The organism is Bradyrhizobium sp. USDA 4501, assembly GCF_054062115.1.
In genome coordinates, this window is the sequence record NZ_JBSSEX010000001.1 from 8964660 (window position 1) to 8980073 (window position 15414).

General features: G+C 64.4%; 17 protein-coding genes. 9 read left to right on the plus strand and 8 right to left on the minus strand.

Going from position 1 to position 15414, the window contains the following annotated elements:
• Nucleotides 1–6 precede the first annotated feature (6 nt).
• Together ACVWZM_RS41930 and ACVWZM_RS41935 are read right to left on the minus strand one after the other, a co-directional pair.
• Nucleotides 7–156, minus strand: a complete 150-nt coding sequence (locus ACVWZM_RS41930; protein ID WP_438071396.1) for a hypothetical protein — start codon at nt 154–156, stop codon at nt 7–9.
• 84 nt (nt 157–240) lie between these two features.
• On the minus strand, nt 241–585 hold the full coding sequence (locus tag ACVWZM_RS41935) for a hypothetical protein (protein ID WP_456856181.1): 345 nt from the start codon (nt 583–585) through the stop codon (nt 241–243).
• A 166-nt stretch (nt 586–751) separates the two neighbouring features.
• Here ACVWZM_RS41935 and ACVWZM_RS41940 point away from each other — a divergent pair, with 166 nt between their 5' ends.
• A complete protein-coding gene (locus tag ACVWZM_RS41940; RefSeq protein WP_456856182.1) occupies nt 752–1984 on the plus strand; it encodes a hydantoinase/carbamoylase family amidase in 1233 nt (410 codons plus the stop codon).
• A 7-nt stretch (nt 1985–1991) separates the two neighbouring features.
• Here ACVWZM_RS41940 and ACVWZM_RS41945 read toward each other — a convergent pair whose 3' ends face one another.
• On the minus strand, nt 1992–2897 hold the full coding sequence (locus ACVWZM_RS41945; RefSeq protein ID WP_057018569.1) for a sulfite exporter TauE/SafE family protein: 906 nt from the start codon (nt 2895–2897) through the stop codon (nt 1992–1994).
• A 342-nt stretch (nt 2898–3239) separates the two neighbouring features.
• On the opposite strand from ACVWZM_RS41945, the gene ACVWZM_RS41950 reads away from it, so the two are divergent.
• The 5 genes from ACVWZM_RS41950 to ACVWZM_RS41970 all read left to right on the plus strand — a co-directional run bounded on the left by ACVWZM_RS41950 (nt 3240) and on the right by ACVWZM_RS41970 (nt 8200).
• Complete coding sequence (locus ACVWZM_RS41950; protein ID WP_028342108.1) at nt 3240–4277, plus strand: PrsW family glutamic-type intramembrane protease; 1038 nt, start codon at nt 3240–3242, stop codon at nt 4275–4277.
• Nucleotides 4278–4356: 79 nt separating this feature from the next.
• Entirely contained in the window at nt 4357–5547 is a 1191-nt protein-coding gene (locus ACVWZM_RS41955; RefSeq protein WP_456856184.1) for an acyltransferase family protein, read from the plus strand.
• The gene (locus ACVWZM_RS41960) at nt 5477–6217 is read left to right on the plus strand and encodes an SGNH hydrolase domain-containing protein (protein WP_456856186.1); all 741 of its coding nucleotides are present in this window, start codon (nt 5477–5479) and stop codon (nt 6215–6217) included. The genes ACVWZM_RS41955 and ACVWZM_RS41960 overlap by 71 nt, the downstream gene beginning before the upstream one ends.
• Before the next feature lie 88 nt (nt 6218–6305).
• Nucleotides 6306–6878, plus strand: coding sequence for an HdeD family acid-resistance protein (locus ACVWZM_RS41965; protein ID WP_092083436.1), 573 nt, complete (start codon nt 6306–6308; stop codon nt 6876–6878).
• A gap of 236 nt (nt 6879–7114) precedes the next feature.
• Nucleotides 7115–8200, plus strand: coding sequence for a 3-deoxy-7-phosphoheptulonate synthase (locus ACVWZM_RS41970; RefSeq protein WP_057018573.1), 1086 nt, complete (start codon nt 7115–7117; stop codon nt 8198–8200).
• Nucleotides 8201–8266: 66 nt separating this feature from the next.
• Here ACVWZM_RS41970 and ACVWZM_RS41975 read toward each other — a convergent pair whose 3' ends face one another.
• From ACVWZM_RS41975 to epmA, 4 genes are read right to left on the minus strand one after another with little or no spacing between them, the layout of a single operon-like run.
• Entirely contained in the window at nt 8267–8512 is a 246-nt protein-coding gene (locus tag ACVWZM_RS41975; RefSeq protein ID WP_225644401.1) for a hypothetical protein, read from the minus strand.
• Between the two features lie 43 nt (nt 8513–8555).
• Nucleotides 8556–8807, minus strand: a complete 252-nt coding sequence (locus ACVWZM_RS41980; protein ID WP_225644190.1) for a hypothetical protein — start codon at nt 8805–8807, stop codon at nt 8556–8558.
• Nucleotides 8776–9867, minus strand: a complete 1092-nt coding sequence (locus ACVWZM_RS41985; RefSeq protein WP_456856188.1) for a lysine-2,3-aminomutase-like protein — start codon at nt 9865–9867, stop codon at nt 8776–8778. Before ACVWZM_RS41985 ends, ACVWZM_RS41980 begins: the two co-directional genes overlap by 32 nt.
• A complete protein-coding gene (gene epmA / locus ACVWZM_RS41990) occupies nt 9864–10916 on the minus strand; it encodes an EF-P lysine aminoacylase EpmA (RefSeq protein ID WP_456856190.1) in 1053 nt (350 codons plus the stop codon). The genes ACVWZM_RS41985 and epmA overlap by 4 nt, the downstream gene beginning before the upstream one ends.
• Before the next feature lie 416 nt (nt 10917–11332).
• Here epmA and efp point away from each other — a divergent pair, with 416 nt between their 5' ends.
• The 3 genes from efp to ACVWZM_RS42005 all read left to right on the plus strand — a co-directional run bounded on the left by efp (nt 11333) and on the right by ACVWZM_RS42005 (nt 14383).
• Nucleotides 11333–11899: an elongation factor P gene (gene efp, locus ACVWZM_RS41995; protein ID WP_016844580.1), complete on the plus strand. Its 567-nt coding sequence runs from the start codon at nt 11333–11335 to the stop codon at nt 11897–11899.
• 128 nt (nt 11900–12027) lie between these two features.
• Nucleotides 12028–13632 carry a M23 family peptidase gene (locus ACVWZM_RS42000; RefSeq protein WP_456856192.1) on the plus strand — a complete coding sequence of 535 codons (1605 nt, stop codon included), beginning with the start codon at nt 12028–12030 and terminating at the stop codon, nt 13630–13632.
• A 328-nt stretch (nt 13633–13960) separates the two neighbouring features.
• A complete protein-coding gene (locus tag ACVWZM_RS42005; RefSeq protein WP_159109549.1) occupies nt 13961–14383 on the plus strand; it encodes a DUF805 domain-containing protein in 423 nt (140 codons plus the stop codon).
• Nucleotides 14384–14404: 21 nt separating this feature from the next.
• Here the strand turns inward: ACVWZM_RS42005 and ACVWZM_RS42010 are convergent, their stop codons facing one another.
• Entirely contained in the window at nt 14405–15298 is an 894-nt protein-coding gene (locus tag ACVWZM_RS42010; RefSeq protein WP_229189463.1) for a dihydrodipicolinate synthase family protein, read from the minus strand.
• Between the last annotated feature and the right edge of the window lie 116 nt (nt 15299–15414).

Below are 15414 nucleotides of genomic sequence, written 5' to 3' on the forward strand. Positions count from 1 at the left end.
AGGACATCACCTGCAGGACAATCCGGCCTCGATCGAGGTCCAGAAGCCGCAATGCGTCGGCACATGCGCATGCGCCCGCGAGCCCCCGACGTGAATCAGGATTGCGGCGGCAAGCGCGACGACGACGACGGGAACAATGACTCTTCGGATCGACATGGGCCTGCGCATCGACCGATATCGTGGCCTAACTAAGGCCTGCGAGCCGGCTCGATGCCCGGCAACAGCGCTCAGCGCCAGCCGCTAGTGATTGCTGGCGACGTCCTGACGATTATTCGGCTGCGCCGCCACAGGCGTCCGCTTGATGCAGGTGCTGCAGATCACGAGCTTGCGCGCCAGCCGGTCGTCGGCATCCGCTTCCGACAGTTGCGCAGGCGATGTCTCCGCCACCGCGGGCGACGCATTCCGCGCATGACGCCGCGGCTGCGGAAGATTGGGGTCCTGTCCGGCACCGTCCCAGGCCAGCGGACCTGTCCCCGGCGGGGGCGTGGTCATGCTGTATTGCTGCGAGACCTGCGTGCAGGCGCCGACAGCGATCGGAAGAAACAGCACAGCGGCCTTGCGAGCCCAGTTCCGGAATGCAGACATGATCACACTCTCACGCTATTCGTACTGCGACCTAAGAGCAGAACCGCTAAGAAATCGTTTGCCCTGATTGTTCCGTCGCATCCAACCGCGTCGGCATCAAGACGGGATTGAGGCGCCAAGGCGCACATCAAGACGTAAAATCAAGACGGCAATCCGGAGTCCAATCATGCCAGGCATCAACGGTCGCTTCGACGGCAAGCGCGTGCTCGCCGATCTCAACGCGCTGCGCGCGATCGGCGCCTACAAGACCGGCGTGCACAAGCCGACATTCTCGGAACCGCATCTGCGCTCGCTCGACTGGCTCGCGACGCGTTTGCCGGACGCCAATCTCACCGCAACGATCGACGGCATCGGCAATGTGCTCGGCTCCAGCGCGAAGGCGGGGCCAAAACTGCTCGCCGGCTCGCACCTGGAGAGCCAGAACCATGCGGGCTGGCTCGATGGGCCGCTCGGCGTGATCTACGCGCTCGAGGCGGCGCGCGTCATCAATACCGACCCGGACGCGAACGGCGCGGTCGAGGTCGCCGCGTGGTGCGACGAGGAAGGACATTTCGGCAGTTTCCTCGGCAGCCGGTCGTTTGTCAGCGCGGTGACCGAAGCCGACATCGACGCAGCCCGCGACCGCTCCAGCGATCGCACCATGCGCGATGCATTGCGCGACGCAGGCTTCGCCGGCCGCCCGCGCCTTAATGCCGAGGCCGGCCGCCATATCGGCTATCTCGAAGCGCATATCGAGCAAGGCGACACGCTGGAGAGTAGCGGACTCAAGATCGGCGTCGTCACCTCGATCGTCGGCATCTGGCAGTACCGCATCACGTTCACCGGCGAGCAGAACCACGCCGGCACCACGCGGATGGCGGTGCGCAAGGACGCCGGCCTCGGGCTGGCGCGGTTCTGCGTCGCGATCGACGACAGCTTCCCTGCCCTGTCGGGACCGCGCACGGTGTGGACGACCGGCCGCATCACGCTGGACCCAGGCGCACCGAGCATCATTCCAGGCGGCGCCGAGATGCTATTCCAGATTCGCGACGACAATCCCGAAGTGATCGGCCGCCTCGAACAACAGCTGCATCGCCTGGCGGCCGAGGCCACCGCTCAGGGCCGTTGCGGTGTGACGGTTGAGCGCATCCGCACCGGGGTGCCCGCGATGATGACGCCTGCATTCCAGGATGCGATCGAAGCCGCGAGCGCAGCCTGCGCCGGCGGCAAATCGATCCGCATGCCGAGCGGCGCCGGCCATGACGCCCAGGTCCTCGCCACCATCATGCCGGCGGCGATGCTGTTCGTGCCGTCGATCGGCGGCATCAGCCATCACTGGAGCGAGAACACCGACGACGCCGATATCGTCACGGGTGCCGAGGTCTTTGTCGAAACCTGCCGGCGCCTGCTCGCAGGTTAGATCGCCTTCAGGTCGGACCGCCCCGGTTGCCCGACTTCAGCGAAGCCAACGCGTGCGAGTCCTGCACGGTGCTTCTCCTCGCGGTGAAGAAAACGTACAGCAAGCAGATGTCGATCAGGATCGTGCCGGCCATGACGCTGTAGGCCCACGGGCTTTCCATCAGCTTCACTTCGATCAATACGCGCGACAGGCCGAATCCCACGACCCACGCATCAAAGCTCATGCAGATCCGGCGAAACGTCTCGGCGTCCAGCCGCCGGATCAGCCAGGCACCGAGCGGTATGCCGAGGACAACGCAGGGAACGAGCACAAACAGGATGCTCCGGCTCTCGTCGATGAACAGACCGAGCTTGTAATACGCGATTGCAGTCAGGCTGGACTCCGTCACCCGAACCAGTGCGAGACCGGCCCGAAACTCATCTTTGACGAGGCCCTGATTGTTGAAGAGGATCGCCAGCGGCGGGCCCGAAATGGTCGTGACCGAGTACAAGATCCCGAGCATCGTTCCGAAAGGCAAACCGACCAGCCATTTCGACTGGATCGGCCTCCGCCAACCGGCCGCCTGCAGCAGAATGAGCGGCAGAATGATCGAGTAGGTGGCGAACTTGGTCCAGCCGGGCTGAAGCGACGTCAGCGCAAAGGCTCCGACCGCGATGCCGGGCAGCATGCCGATGAGAATAGGCAGCACGCGCCGCCACACGGCCGGAACGCCGCTCAGATTGATGCACAGGACATACAGATTGACGAAGACTTCGACGATGACCACCGCGGGATTGAGGACGCGGTTGGTGTAGAAGACGAGTGCGACTGGCACCGTGAGCGAGGAAAACCCGTAACCAAGCGCGCCATTTACAAACGCCGCAAACAGCGCAATCACGGCAAGAACGATCACAGCAAAATCAATCGAAAGCATCTCTGGCTTTTACCGGATCAGTCGCCTTGCCCACGGCATTATAGCCCAACGACGGGGACGCGGTGCCGAAGCTGATCGGACCCACAGGCCGCGATCCCGGAATCGTCGGTGCTCCTGCGCCTGGAACGCCATGGACCTGGCGCTTGGCAGGAACCTGTCCGGGAGCCGCCCTCGGCCCTTAGCTGATCAAGGTCCGCAACGGCACTTTCCAACCCGCTTTCGTAAGGCACCGTGGCATATTGGTCACGAGAACGGCATCAGACCGATTTGCAATCCGCTGAACTTGCTGCCATTTCTTCGGCACGCATCGCTTTGGTGCCATTAAAGGGGCCCGTCCGGCTCATGTTGTTGCTTGAGTCGCTTCCAACCGTCATCGGCGCCGCCGCCATTGCCCCCGCATTGCTGGTGTTGTGGCTGGTCATCGCCGCTGACGAGCGCCCCGGACCGCCGGTTCAGGTGTGGCTCGCCTTCGTGCTCGGCGCGGCCAGCATCTCCCTGCTCGGCTTGGCGCGAATTCCGTTCAATGCGCTGCTTGCCATTCCCGACAATCCCTGGGCGACGCAGGCGGTGCGTGCAGCTTTCGGAGTCGCGGCACCGGAGGAGATCGTCAAGGTGCTCGTCATCGTCGTCATCTCGACGCGGCGCCGCGCCTTCGCCGATCCGATGGATACGGTGGTCTATGGCGCGGCCGCCGGACTTGGATTTGCCGCCTATGAGAACCTCGCCTATCTGGTCCAGCACAAGGACATGTGGCGCGCGCTCGCGGCATTGCGCAGCGTGCTCACGGTGCCGTTCCACGGCGCGCTCGGCATCATCGCCGGCGCCTATCTTGCGATCGCGCGCTCCGGTGGCGCGCTCGGCGCTTACCGGGGTCACCGCGACTGGGCGCGCATGACGAATTGGGCGCTGGTGCTGGTCGCGCCGGTCGCGCTGCACGCGGCGTTCGATTTTCCGCTGCTCGCGCTCCAGCGCATCCCCGATCTCGGCTCGACCACGCGGCTGCTGCTCGGCTCGGCCAGCGTGCTGATCGGCTTCTCCTCGATCGGCTTTGCAATCCGCCTGGTGCGACGCCTCGGCAAGCATCATGCGCCGCGCACCGACGTTGCGCGCGAGCGGCTCAGCCAGCTGCGGCGGATGTGGGCGCTGCTGCTGATCGGTGGCGGCGCCGGCTTTGCCGGCGTCTCCTTCCTGCTCACCTCGCTGCATCATTGGTACGTCAATCCTGAGCGCAATGCGTCGTTCATCCTGGTCCCGATCGGCTTCACCTCGATCCTGATCGGACTGGCGCTGCTCATCGCGACCACCGCCGTCTACTTCCTCGGCCGCAACCGGATGCGGACCGCCTCGGAGGGCTTTCCGTCCGCTCCCGGTCAAAGCTAGCGCCCCGGCCGGCACCGCTCCCCTTGCAAAACAACCTCGGCGGGTTCAGGGAGAGGCACAGACCAGGCGCGAGAGGACGATGGGGCACAACTACAAGAATTATCGGCCGGATATCGACGGCCTGCGGGCCGTTGCCGTCTCGTTGGTCGTGCTCGGCCACGCGTTTCCGCAATATGTTCCCGGGGGTTTCGTCGGGGTCGACATCTTCTTCGTCATTTCCGGCTACCTGATCACCGGGATCATCTATGGCGACATTCAGAACGGGAGCTTCAGCCTTGCGACGTTCTATGCGCGTCGCATTCGCAGGATTTTTCCTGCCCTGATCGTCGTCTTGATCGCCGCCTTCATCGCCGGATGGCAACTTCTGATGCCGAGCGAGTTGGTGGCCCTTGGAAAGGAGATTGCGGCAGGCGCGGGTTTCTCGGCAAACCTGCTGTTCTATTCGGAGGGTGGCTATTTCGATGCGGCCGCGCAAACGAAGCCGCTGCTCCATCTCTGGTCGCTCGGCATCGAGGAACAGTTCTATCTTGTCTGGCCTTTGCTGCTGTGGGCGCTGATGCGATGGCGGATCGCCGCCGCCGCTCCCCTTGCCCTGATCTTCATCGCATCCCTTGTCGCAAATATCCTGGTCGTTCGAACCAACCCTGAAGCCGCATTCTACCAGCCGTTCACGCGGGCGTGGGAGCTCGCGGCCGGAGCATTGGTGGCCGTCTGCCTGCCCAACGGATTCTCCGCGGCGCGCGACCTTCTCGGATGGTTCGCGCTCGCGGTGATCGCCTCGGTAACCGCGTTCTATTCGCCCTCCATGACCTACCCCGGGATCGCAGCGGTGGCGCCGGTCGCCGCTGCCGCCGCCCTCATCATGTCAGGTCGCAATCGATTTCTCTCGACCCGTACCGCGGTCGCGATCGGGCTGATCAGCTATCCGCTCTACCTCTGGCATTGGCCGATCCTGGTTTTTGCGGCGAGCTTCAAAGGTCGTCCCCTGACTTTGGCCGAGAACGGGCTGGCCGTTGGGGGCCAGCTTCATTCTGGCCTGGGCAACCTATCGCTACGTCGAGCGCCCAATCAGGTTCGGGCAGTGGCGGGTGGCGCCGGTCCTTGCGGCATCGATGGTGGCCGTTGCATCGGGGGGAGCATTGGCGATCGTCGACGGCTTTGCCTTTCGGCTTCCGGCGATCGTTCGCGAAGCCGGCGCCATGACCGTATCCAGGGACTTCCTGAGATACGGCGAATGTCATATCTCCGCTTCCGCCGATCCCGCGTTTGATCCGAGTTGCGTTGACGCCAGCAAGCGCCCGCTTGTTTTCGTATGGGGCGATTCGACCGCCGGCATGCTTGCCGCCGGGCTGCGGCAAGTCCAGGGCGATCAATTCGGGTTAGCCCATTTCACCGTCAATTCCTGCCCGCCACTCTTCACCGCGCAGGCCGAGACCATTCCGTTTTGTGTTCAAACCAATCGCCACATCGTTGCTGCGGTTGCCCGCTCGCACCCCGATGTCGTGCTTCTGCACCTGGCGTGGAGCAAAGAACCCACCGCCGACGATCTCCGCCCGACGATTGTCGCCCTCAGACAGGCCGGCGCCGCCCGTGTCATCCTGGTCGGCCCTGTCCCCGTCTGGACCGACACGGTGCCCCATCTGACGGTGCAATATTTCCTGCGCCATCATACATTGATCCCGGAACGCAGCCACGATGTGCGATCGACCAAGCAGACCGACGACAGGATTGGGCAGATCGCCGCCGATCTCGGGATCGAATATCTGTCGCCCTATGACGAGCTCTGCAACGCGGACGGATGTCTGACGAGGGTCGGGACCAGCGCAAACGACCTGGTATCGGCCGACTTCCTGCATCTGTCGCCGCGCGCCTCGCGATATCTGGCGGCCAGGCTTGTGCCAAGGATTCTGGCTGTCGAAAACCGCCATGCAGAAAGATGAGCGCACAGCTATTGCCGCCGCAACTGACGGGCTGACCATTTATAACCGGTTAGGATAGACTGCACACGCGCAGATCCGGAGAGCCGCGATGACCCTGTCCAACGACCTCGACAAGCTGCGATCGGAAATGCAGGCCGCGGTGAAGGCGCACTGGAAGGCGTTCCTGTTCGAAGGCATCCTGCTGGTGATCCTCGGCATCGCCGCGATGATCGTGCCGACCTTCGCAAGCCTCGCCGTCACCATCTTCCTCGGCTGGATGTTCCTGATCTCAGGGATCGGCGGGCTGATCGTGACGTTCTGGGCGCGCAACATGCCGGGCTTCTGGTGGTCGCTGATTTCGGCCGCGCTCGCCGTGCTGGCCGGCATGGTGCTGCTCGCCCGTCCGATGCAGGGTGTGCTGACGCTGACCATCGTGGTCGGCGCCTATTTCGTCGCCGAGGGCGTCGCCACCGTCATGTACGCGCTGGAGCACCGCCGCGAATTGTCGGGACGCTGGTCCTGGCTGCTGATCGCCGGCCTGATGGACATCGTGATCGCCTTCTTCATCATCGCGGGCTTGCCGGAATCCGCGGGATGGGCGATCGGCCTCCTCGTCGGCCTCAATCTGATGTTCGGCGGGGCGACCCTGATCGGCATGGCGTTGGCGGCGCGCAACACCTGACGCCGAACCGCGGGGGGCTTGCATTTGGGGGGTGACAGCCCCAAATCCCTGCGCTATAGAGCCGCCCAATGATCACCGTCGCCACCAGCTATTTTTGGTACTTTAGCTACGACAGCTCGCTGGCGGCAGGAGGATCGCGCTCAATCTGAAGAATTGCAGCAAACGTCCAAAACAAGCCGCCAGACCTGGCGGCTTTTTTGTGTGCCGGCAGGTCCCGAAATCCAAAGGAGCCAGCCGTGTTGAGTACGACAGACGATCTTCGCATCAAGGAATTGAAAGAGCTCAGTACGCCCGAGGAGGTGATGCGGGAGGTCCCGCGCACCCTGACGGCGACCCGGGTGGTGATGGGCGCCCGCAACGCCGTCCACGCGATCCTGAACGGCACCGATGACCGCCTGCTGGTCGTCGTCGGCCCCTGCTCCATCCACGATCCCGCGGCGGCCGTCGATTACGCCGAGCGCCTCGCCAGCCTGCGCGAACAGCTCGCCGACCGCCTCGAGATCGTGATGCGGGTCTATTTCGAGAAGCCGCGCACCACCGTCGGCTGGAAGGGGCTGATCAACGATCCCGATCTCGACGGCAGCTTCGACATCAACAAGGGCCTGCGGCTCGCCCGCAACGTGCTGTCGGCGGTGAACAATCTCGGCCTGCCGGCCGGCACCGAATTCCTCGACATGACGACGCCGCAATACATCGCCGATCTGGTTTCCTGGGCCGCGATCGGCGCGCGCACCACCGAGAGCCAGATCCATCGCGAGCTGGCTTCCGGCCTGTCCTGCCCCGTCGGCTTCAAGAACAGCACCGACGGCGGCGTGCGGATCGCGGCGGACGCGGTGAAGTCGGCCTCGCACCCGCATCACTTCATGGCGGTCACCAAGGGCGGCCGTTCAGCGATCGCCGCGACCAGCGGCAACGAAGACTGCCACGTCATCCTGCGTGGCGGCCGGGCGCCGAACTATGATGCCGCGAGCGTCGATGCTGCCGCCGCCGAGCTCGGCCGCGCCGGTGTCGCGGCGCGGCTGATGATCGACACCAGCCACGCCAACAGCAGCAAGAAGCCGGAGAACCAGCCAGCGGTTGCCTCCGACATCGCGCGCCAGGTCGCAGGCGGCGAACAGCGCATCATCGGCGTGATGATCGAGAGCAATCTTGTCGCGGGACGCCAGGACGTCGTGCCAGGCAAGGCGCTGACCTACGGCCAGAGCATCACGGATGGCTGCATAGACCTCGGGACGACGGCTGACGTGTTGAAGCAGCTGGCCGATGCCGTCGACGCAAGGCGCAGCGTGCGGCGTGACGGCCTGCAGGAGCGTTCGGCCTGACGCGGCCGAACGGATTGAGCGTTGCCGGCGGGGCGAATATCGCGCCTCGCCGGTCAGCTGCGTGGGTTAGCAACCGCGGCAGATGCTCTTGATCTTCCTGTCGAGCGCCGCGTCTTCCTTGTTGGCCTGACTGTTCGGATCGCTGATATTCTTCTCGCTGCCAACGTCGCCGCGGCGCGGCTGACGATGTCCGATCGGCGCCTCCGGGACCGTCCCGCCCTTCTGCATGGAGGACGATCCGCCCTGTTGCTGCGCCCAGGCTTGGGAGATGCCAAGCTGGGGCGCTCCGGCCGCAACCATCATCAGAGCCATCAACAAAACTGTCTTCCGCATCTCGCGTCTCCGCTTCTCAACCCTATCGCGCCCGTTCCGGCACCTCGACGGTAGCACAGTTGCGTCGCCCCTGCGCTGCGCAATCCTGTACCTTCCGTATATCGGCCATCGTGCCAAGGAGCCAGATTCCCGCGGCGACCAGCACCACAAAGAAGCCGAACATCACAGCATTTTCGATGCTGCGGTTGCCCTCATCCTCGGGCGGCTCCTGCCGTCCGTCCCCGGCCCCGCTCATCGCCGCCTCAGGATTGCGGCGGGTAAAGATGAACGTCACCACAATAATCGACGATACGGTAGCGCCGTTCCATCGGATCTTCACGTTCGCGGGAAGCCGGCTGCGACAAATAGCTCGGGCCGATCGGCGCCTTGCCGTGGCCGCCGGGGATGTCGAGCACATAATCCGGCTGACAAAGTCCGGACACACGCCCGCGCAACGCCCGCATCAGTTCCTGCCCGGCTTCGATCGTGGTGCGCAAATGCGCTGTGCCGGGCGCAAGGTCGCCGTGATGCAGATAATAGGGCTTGATCCGGCACTCGACGAAGCCGCGCATCAGCGCCTCGAGCGTCGCAGCATCATCATTGACGCCGCGCAGCAGGACGGACTGGCTTACCAAGGGAATGCCGGCGTCTGCAAGGCGCGCGCACGCTGCGCGGGCATTGTTGCTCAGCTCACGCGGATGGTTGGCATGGATCGCAATCCAGGTCGTCGCGCCTTCGACCCGCAGTGCCGCGATCATCTCGGGATTGATACGGCCCGGATCGGCGATCGGAACACGGGTGTGGAGGCGAACGATCTTCACATGAGTGATGTCGGCGAGATCGGCCATGATCTCGGTCAGCCTGCGCGGCGACAGCATCAAGGGATCGCCGCCGGTCAGGATGACTTCCCAGATCTCCGGATGGCTGCGGATGTAATCCAGCGCCGCACGGTAGGCGTCATCGGACAAGGCCGAGGCCTTTCCCGGCCCGACCATTTCGCGCCGGAAACAGAACCGGCAATACACCGCGCAGACATGGACGAGCTTGAACAACACCCGATCGGGATAGCGATGCACGATTCCGGCGACCGGCGAATGCGCATCGTCGCCGATCGGATCGGCGTTCTCGCCCGGCTGCTCGACGAGTTCGTCGGCGCTCGGGATGAACTGCCGCGCGATCGGGTCGGCGGGATCGGCCGGATCAATCAGCGCGGCGAGCTCCGGCGTCACCGCGACCGCGTAGCGCGCAGCAACCCGCTCGAGCCCGGCCAGTGCTGCGACCGGCGCGAGCCCGGCATCGACCAGCTCGCGCGGCTGTCGCAGCGTCGCCGCCAGTTTTGCATCGATCCTGTTCATGTCTCTCCCGCAGGCGGCGTCCAGACCACCTGATCAATTCGTGGCGCGCCGCTCGCCAACATCACCAGCCGGTCGAAGCCGAGCGCGACGCCGCTGGCCTCCGGCATCTGGCCGACCGCGGCAAGGAAATCGTCATCGAGCGGATAGCGCTCGCCATAACGGCGGGCCTTCTCATCCATCGCTGCGGTGAAACGATGGCGCTGCTCGGCCGCGTCGGTCAGCTCGCCGAAGCCGTTGGCGAGCTCGACGCCGCAGGCATAGACCTCGAAACGCTCGGCGACGCGCTGATCGCCGGCCTTGGTGCGCGCCAGCGCGGCCTCTGGCGACGGATATTCGAACAGCACCGTCAGACGGCCCTGTCCCAGATGAGGCTCGATATGATCGACCAGCACCTTGCTGAAGATATCGGACCAGGTGTCGTCATCTGCAACCCGCACCCGCGCTGCTGCAGCCGCCGCCAGCGCTTCGCGGTCGCCTTCGCCGCCTGAGATCGTCGCCAGGAGATCGATGCCGGCGAAGCGCTCGAAACCTGCCGCGACCGTCATCAGCTCCGGATCCGCAAACGGATCGGCCGTCCTGCCGCGGAATGAAAACCGGCCGATCCCGGTCGCCTGCGCCGCATGGGCGATCACCACGATCGTGTCGGCCATGATGGCGTCATAGCCGGCATTGGCGCGGTACCATTCCAGCATGGTGAATTCGGGCAGATGCAGGTCGCCGCGCTCGCGGTCGCGGAACACCCGCGCGAACTCGTAGATCTTCGGCTCGCCGGCCGCGAGCAGCTTCTTGCAGGCGAACTCCGGCGAGGTGCGCAGATAGCGCGGCGCATGTGAGCCATCGGCCTGCCTGAGCTCGGTGCGGGGAGCGTGCAGATGGGTCTCGTTGCCCGGCGAGATCTGCAGGATCGCGGTCTCGACCTCGGCAAATCGCTGCTCCTCGAACCAGGCGCGCAGCGCTCGCGTGATCGCCGTCCGCGCCTGCAGGAACGGCCTGCGGTCGGCATAGCGCTGCGGCATCCACCAGGGCGACGGCCGGTCATGAGCTGTCATCGCCAGAGCATCCTCACGGATTCAACATCAACGAGCCGCCATCCGCACTCAAGAGTCCCGCGCAACCGATTGATTCCACACAAATTCATAAGCCTACACAGCCCGAGCCTCCGCGGAACGCAGCGAGGCTGATCCCTTCTTGTCGAAAGACGCGCACCTTGTCCATGCGCGCGCGTGGCTGAACCTGAACCACGGCTCGCGCGTCCCATCCGCAGTTTCGCTGAAACGGATGAGCCCATGGCCGAAAAATAGGGCCGATCGGGACGGCCGGGACGGTTGGCAACCTTGCGAATTCGGCCGCAAAAGACTGGCATCTCAGGGACAAATCAGTATGTTGCAGCCCGAAATCGCCGCCATGGCCGAGGGGCTGCCGATCCGGTTGGCGCCCTTAGGCTCTCAAATTCAGGAAAACACCTTTGAAAGTCATCGCCAGTTCCATCCGCAAGGGCAACGTCATCGAGCAGGACGGCAAGCTCTATGTGGTCCTGTCCGCCGAGAACATCCATCCCGGCAAGGGCACCCCGGTCAGCCAGATCGAAATGCGCCGCATCGGCGACGGCGTGAAGGTTTCGGAGCGCTACAAGACCACCGACCAGGTCGAGAAGGCCACCGTCGAGGACCACAACTACAACTACCTCTATGAAGATGGCGACGGCTTCCACTTCATGAACAACGACAACTACGACCAGGTCCAGGTCTCCAAGGAGATCGTCGGCTCGTCCGCGCCGTATCTGCAGGAGAACATGACCGTGAAGCTCTCGATGCACGAGGGCAACCCGGTCGCGATCCAGCTGCCGCAGCGCGTGACGCTGGAAGTGGTCGAGACCGAGCCTGTGACCAAGGGCCAGACCGCCTCCTCGTCCTACAAGCCGGCCATGCTGTCCAACGGCCTGCGCACCGGCGTGCCGCCGCACATCACCACGGGCACGCGCATCGTGGTCATGACCGAAGACGGTTCCTACGTCGAACGCGCCAAGGACTGAGCGCTTGAGGCGCGGTGGGATTTGAAATGAATCGTCACCGCGCCTCAACTTGTTGGTTAAGCATCAACTTTAGCGAAAACCGCTACACACTTTTCCGGAACTTGCTTTAGTCTTACGGGCGATCAGACATGAGCCCGGGGTGTGCAGTGAACAGGAAGGTGGTCAGCTTCGTCAGTTGCTGGCTGGCAGCCCTGCTCTCGCCTCTTCCCGGCGCCCATGCCGACGAATTCCGAACGCCATCGATCTCGGCCATGCGGGTCGAATGGCGCGCCGTGCTCGACCAGCTGCGGCAGGAGATCGGCAGCCGCCCGGCCATCGCCGCCGGCTTCACTTTCGCAGGCCAGCGCCGCGTGCCCGCCACCGATCCGCGGGCGACGCCTGCGCTGGTGCAGTTGAACGCGGTGACAGCGCCGCTGTTTCCCGGCATTGCGCAGAGCCCGATCCCGGTGCTGCTGCCGCTCGACCCCGCAAGCTATCTCGACGCGCGGCAAAACGGTGCGCTGGACAGCCTGTCGATCGCGCGCTACCAGGCCGACTTCCGCGCGGTCGATTTCTTCCATGCCGGTGCATCGGGCTACGATGCCGTGTTCTCGCTCGACCCCGGCGCCGGCGACGGCCTGCCGCCGCGGACATTTGCAAAGCCGGTCGAGGTGCAGATTTCCGGCTCGATCCTGGTTTACGACCTCGCCGACCGGCTCGGCGGCAAGGGCGAGCCGGTCAAGACGCTGGCCGCGCAGTTTCCGGACCTGCGCCGCTTCATTCGCGAGGGCTATGTCCGCTACGCCTTCACCCGCTTCGGAATTCCCTATGTCGTCTCGATCCAGTGCCTCGACAGCGCGCCGCGGCCGAAGCGGCTGGCCTGCCGCGAGGCCTATCCGGTCGCCGAGCGGTTTCTGAGGGCCCTGCGCATTGTCGGCGGCCAGCCGTCACGGCCACGCAGCGACGTCGCCTCCGACATCGCCGAGCGGCCGGCCGCGCAATCCGCCGACTTCACCTACCACCCGAGCGGCGACATCGTCGCGGGCAGCGGCGGCCGCAGGCAACAAGGCGGCCACGCCGACTTCACCGTCTATTCGCAGATCCGCTTTCCGCTCGAGAAGGCGCCGGCCTTCGCCCACTCGCAATCCTTCGCCAAGCGCAAGCCCGGCGCGGCCATCGACACGTATCCCTGGCAAGACAATTTCTGCGAGGCGCGCAGCTTCGAGGTCGGCCAATGCGCCAGCGGCTACGGCCATCAGGGCCAGGACATCCGCCCCGGCGCATGTCCTGTCGACAGCAAAGATGGCTGCGACCCCAAGCAGCAGGCGGTCGTTGCGGTGCGCGACAGTATCGTGATCCGCTCGGCGCAGCAGCAGGCCGCGACGTTGCAGGTCAACACCCGCACCGAGCATGTCCGCTTCCGCTACATGCACATGAACCCGTCAGTGATGGATGCAGACGGCCTGCTCAACGGACGCCGCGTCAGCGAGGGCGAGAAGATCGGCGTGGTCTCGAACTATCTCGACCACCCCAACGGCACATCGCGGCATCTGCATTTCGACGTCCAGCTGTTTACGCGCGACGGCTGGCTGTGGGTCAATCCCTACACCACGCTGGTGTCGGCCTATGAGCGGCTGATCCGTGGCCGCGGCCGCGAGATCGGACCGGAGCCCGGGCTTGCAGCCGCCGTGGCCCATGCCCTGCCCGACGACGTCGTGCATCGCATCGACACCCAGGAAGGCGGCGGCAATTAGAGTGTTGTCGAGCGAAGGGGACACCGGTTCGGGGCGCACTGCCAAAATATCGAAAACAACCCCATGCAAAGTAGCCGGCGGCTGCCGTCGTTCGACACGACAACTTGACACGTCGGGCAAATCAGCGGCATTATTCCATTATTCCGAAATTGTGCAAACGCCCACCGCAGGTTCCATTCGGAATCGCATCGATGCGCGCCATGTCGCGGCGACAATTGCCAGCTTGAATGATCATGATGGAAGCAGCAATCCGCGGGAACCTGTCCCGCTTTGACCGTCGGACGCAAGTCTCTATCAGATGCCCATTCAGGCTGGACCACAACCAAGCATGCTCTCGACCTTCCGCTGGTTCTTTCTTTCGGTGAAAGGCCGCATCAGCCGGCAGGAATTCGGCCTGGGATTTTTCGGTCTCGTGCTGGTCGACATGCTCATCATTCGCATCGGCGTAAGGCTCGACCACGGTCCACGGTATTATGACAGCAGCCCGCCCGCCGACGACCTGTCCGTCCTGCGCTTGCTGCTCATGTTGTCGTTGTGGCCGTTCGCCGCGATCCTGGTGAAGCGGCTGCACGACCTCAACGTCTCGGGCTGGTGGGCGCTGACGATCCTCGCCGTTCCCCACCTCGCCGCCGCGCTGCACGTCAAATACTGGGTCCCCTATCTGGCGCTCGTCGCAACGCTGAGCGTGCTGCCGGGATCGAAGGGTGACAACCGGTTCGGCCGCGACCCGCTGGCGCGCGCCGGCATCTAGCGCCCTCCGCCGTGGTTGCGATCAGTCGATCTCCATCGCAGCCAACGTCTCCTTGACGCGCCTCTGAGCGTCCGCGGGCAGCGGCAATATCGGACGTGGAGGCTCGGCCGCGCAGACCCCTCTGAGATTGGCAAGTGCGTAGACAACACGCAGACTGGAATATGTCCTGAACAGATCCCAAATCGGCTGCAGACGCGCGTTGAACTCTCGCGCCCGGGCCGCATCGCCGCTCCTCGCGGCGCGAACGATGTCCACGCAGACCTTCGGGAAGATTCCTGCGACAACGCTGTACCAGGTATCTCCGCCCGCCAGCAGCGCCTCGGTGCAATTCCAGTCGGCGCTGTAACCCAACGCAACGCCGTCCGGAACCACAGCCCGCAATTCCCTGAGATGGCCCGCCACGGTCGAAGCATCCAGCGCCGGACTTTTCACCGCGACGATTCCCTCGACCCGGCTCAGACGGCCGATGAGAGCCGGCGTGAATTGAAAATGAGTCGTTCCGGGATTGTCATAGATGCAGATCGGCAACCCGCTCTCGCGGGCCACGGTTTGGAAATGCTCAAAGACCTCGTCATCGGTTAGCGGGGTATAGGAAACCGCCGCCAACAGGCCCGCCGTCGCGCCGGCATCACGCGCATCTTGAGCCAGCCGCACCGCATCGTCGGTGCGCAGTGCGCCGATGCCAACCAGTATTGGTGTGTTGCCGGCCGCCGAGGCGATGGCCGCTTGCACGGCGCGCCGCCGCTCATCACGGCTGAAATAGGGATATGAGCCGGTACTTCCGAGCAGCCCGACCGAATCCACCTTCGCCGCAATCAAGGGGTCGAGCAAGGCGCGGAGCGCGCCTACATCGACCCGCCCATCCCGGCTCGAAGGTGTTATCGGGAAGGCAGAGAGCCCCTTCAGGCTGATCATCGATTTGTCCCTCGTCGGCAACCGTCGCCGCAACGTGTCGTGCAATCAATCGACACGCCCCGTTGCGCGCAAGGTCCAGTTTCACGCGAACTGGGCACCAAACTGGTCCAGTGCGC

Coding starts and splice junctions, on each gene's coding strand:
- ACVWZM_RS41930 (WP_438071396.1), bottom strand. CDS start 156: ATGTCGATCCGAAGAGTCATTGTTCCCGTCGTCGTCGTCGCGCTTGCC.
- ACVWZM_RS41935 (WP_456856181.1), bottom strand. CDS start 585: ATGTCTGCATTCCGGAACTGGGCTCGCAAGGCCGCTGTGCTGTTTCTT.
- ACVWZM_RS41940 (WP_456856182.1), top strand. CDS start 752: ATGCCAGGCATCAACGGTCGCTTCGACGGCAAGCGCGTGCTCGCCGAT.
- ACVWZM_RS41945 (WP_057018569.1), bottom strand. CDS start 2,897: ATGCTTTCGATTGATTTTGCTGTGATCGTTCTTGCCGTGATTGCGCTG.
- ACVWZM_RS41950 (WP_028342108.1), top strand. CDS start 3,240: ATGTTGTTGCTTGAGTCGCTTCCAACCGTCATCGGCGCCGCCGCCATT.
- ACVWZM_RS41955 (WP_456856184.1), top strand. CDS start 4,357: ATGGGGCACAACTACAAGAATTATCGGCCGGATATCGACGGCCTGCGG.
- ACVWZM_RS41960 (WP_456856186.1), top strand. CDS start 5,477: ATGACCGTATCCAGGGACTTCCTGAGATACGGCGAATGTCATATCTCC.
- ACVWZM_RS41965 (WP_092083436.1), top strand. CDS start 6,306: ATGACCCTGTCCAACGACCTCGACAAGCTGCGATCGGAAATGCAGGCC.
- ACVWZM_RS41975 (WP_225644401.1), bottom strand. CDS start 8,512: ATGGCTCTGATGATGGTTGCGGCCGGAGCGCCCCAGCTTGGCATCTCC.
- ACVWZM_RS41985 (WP_456856188.1), bottom strand. CDS start 9,867: ATGAACAGGATCGATGCAAAACTGGCGGCGACGCTGCGACAGCCGCGC.
- epmA (WP_456856190.1), bottom strand. CDS start 10,916: ATGACAGCTCATGACCGGCCGTCGCCCTGGTGGATGCCGCAGCGCTAT.
- ACVWZM_RS42000 (WP_456856192.1), top strand. CDS start 12,028: ATGAGCCCGGGGTGTGCAGTGAACAGGAAGGTGGTCAGCTTCGTCAGT.
- ACVWZM_RS42005 (WP_159109549.1), top strand. CDS start 13,961: ATGCTCTCGACCTTCCGCTGGTTCTTTCTTTCGGTGAAAGGCCGCATC.
- ACVWZM_RS42010 (WP_229189463.1), bottom strand. CDS start 15,298: ATGATCAGCCTGAAGGGGCTCTCTGCCTTCCCGATAACACCTTCGAGC.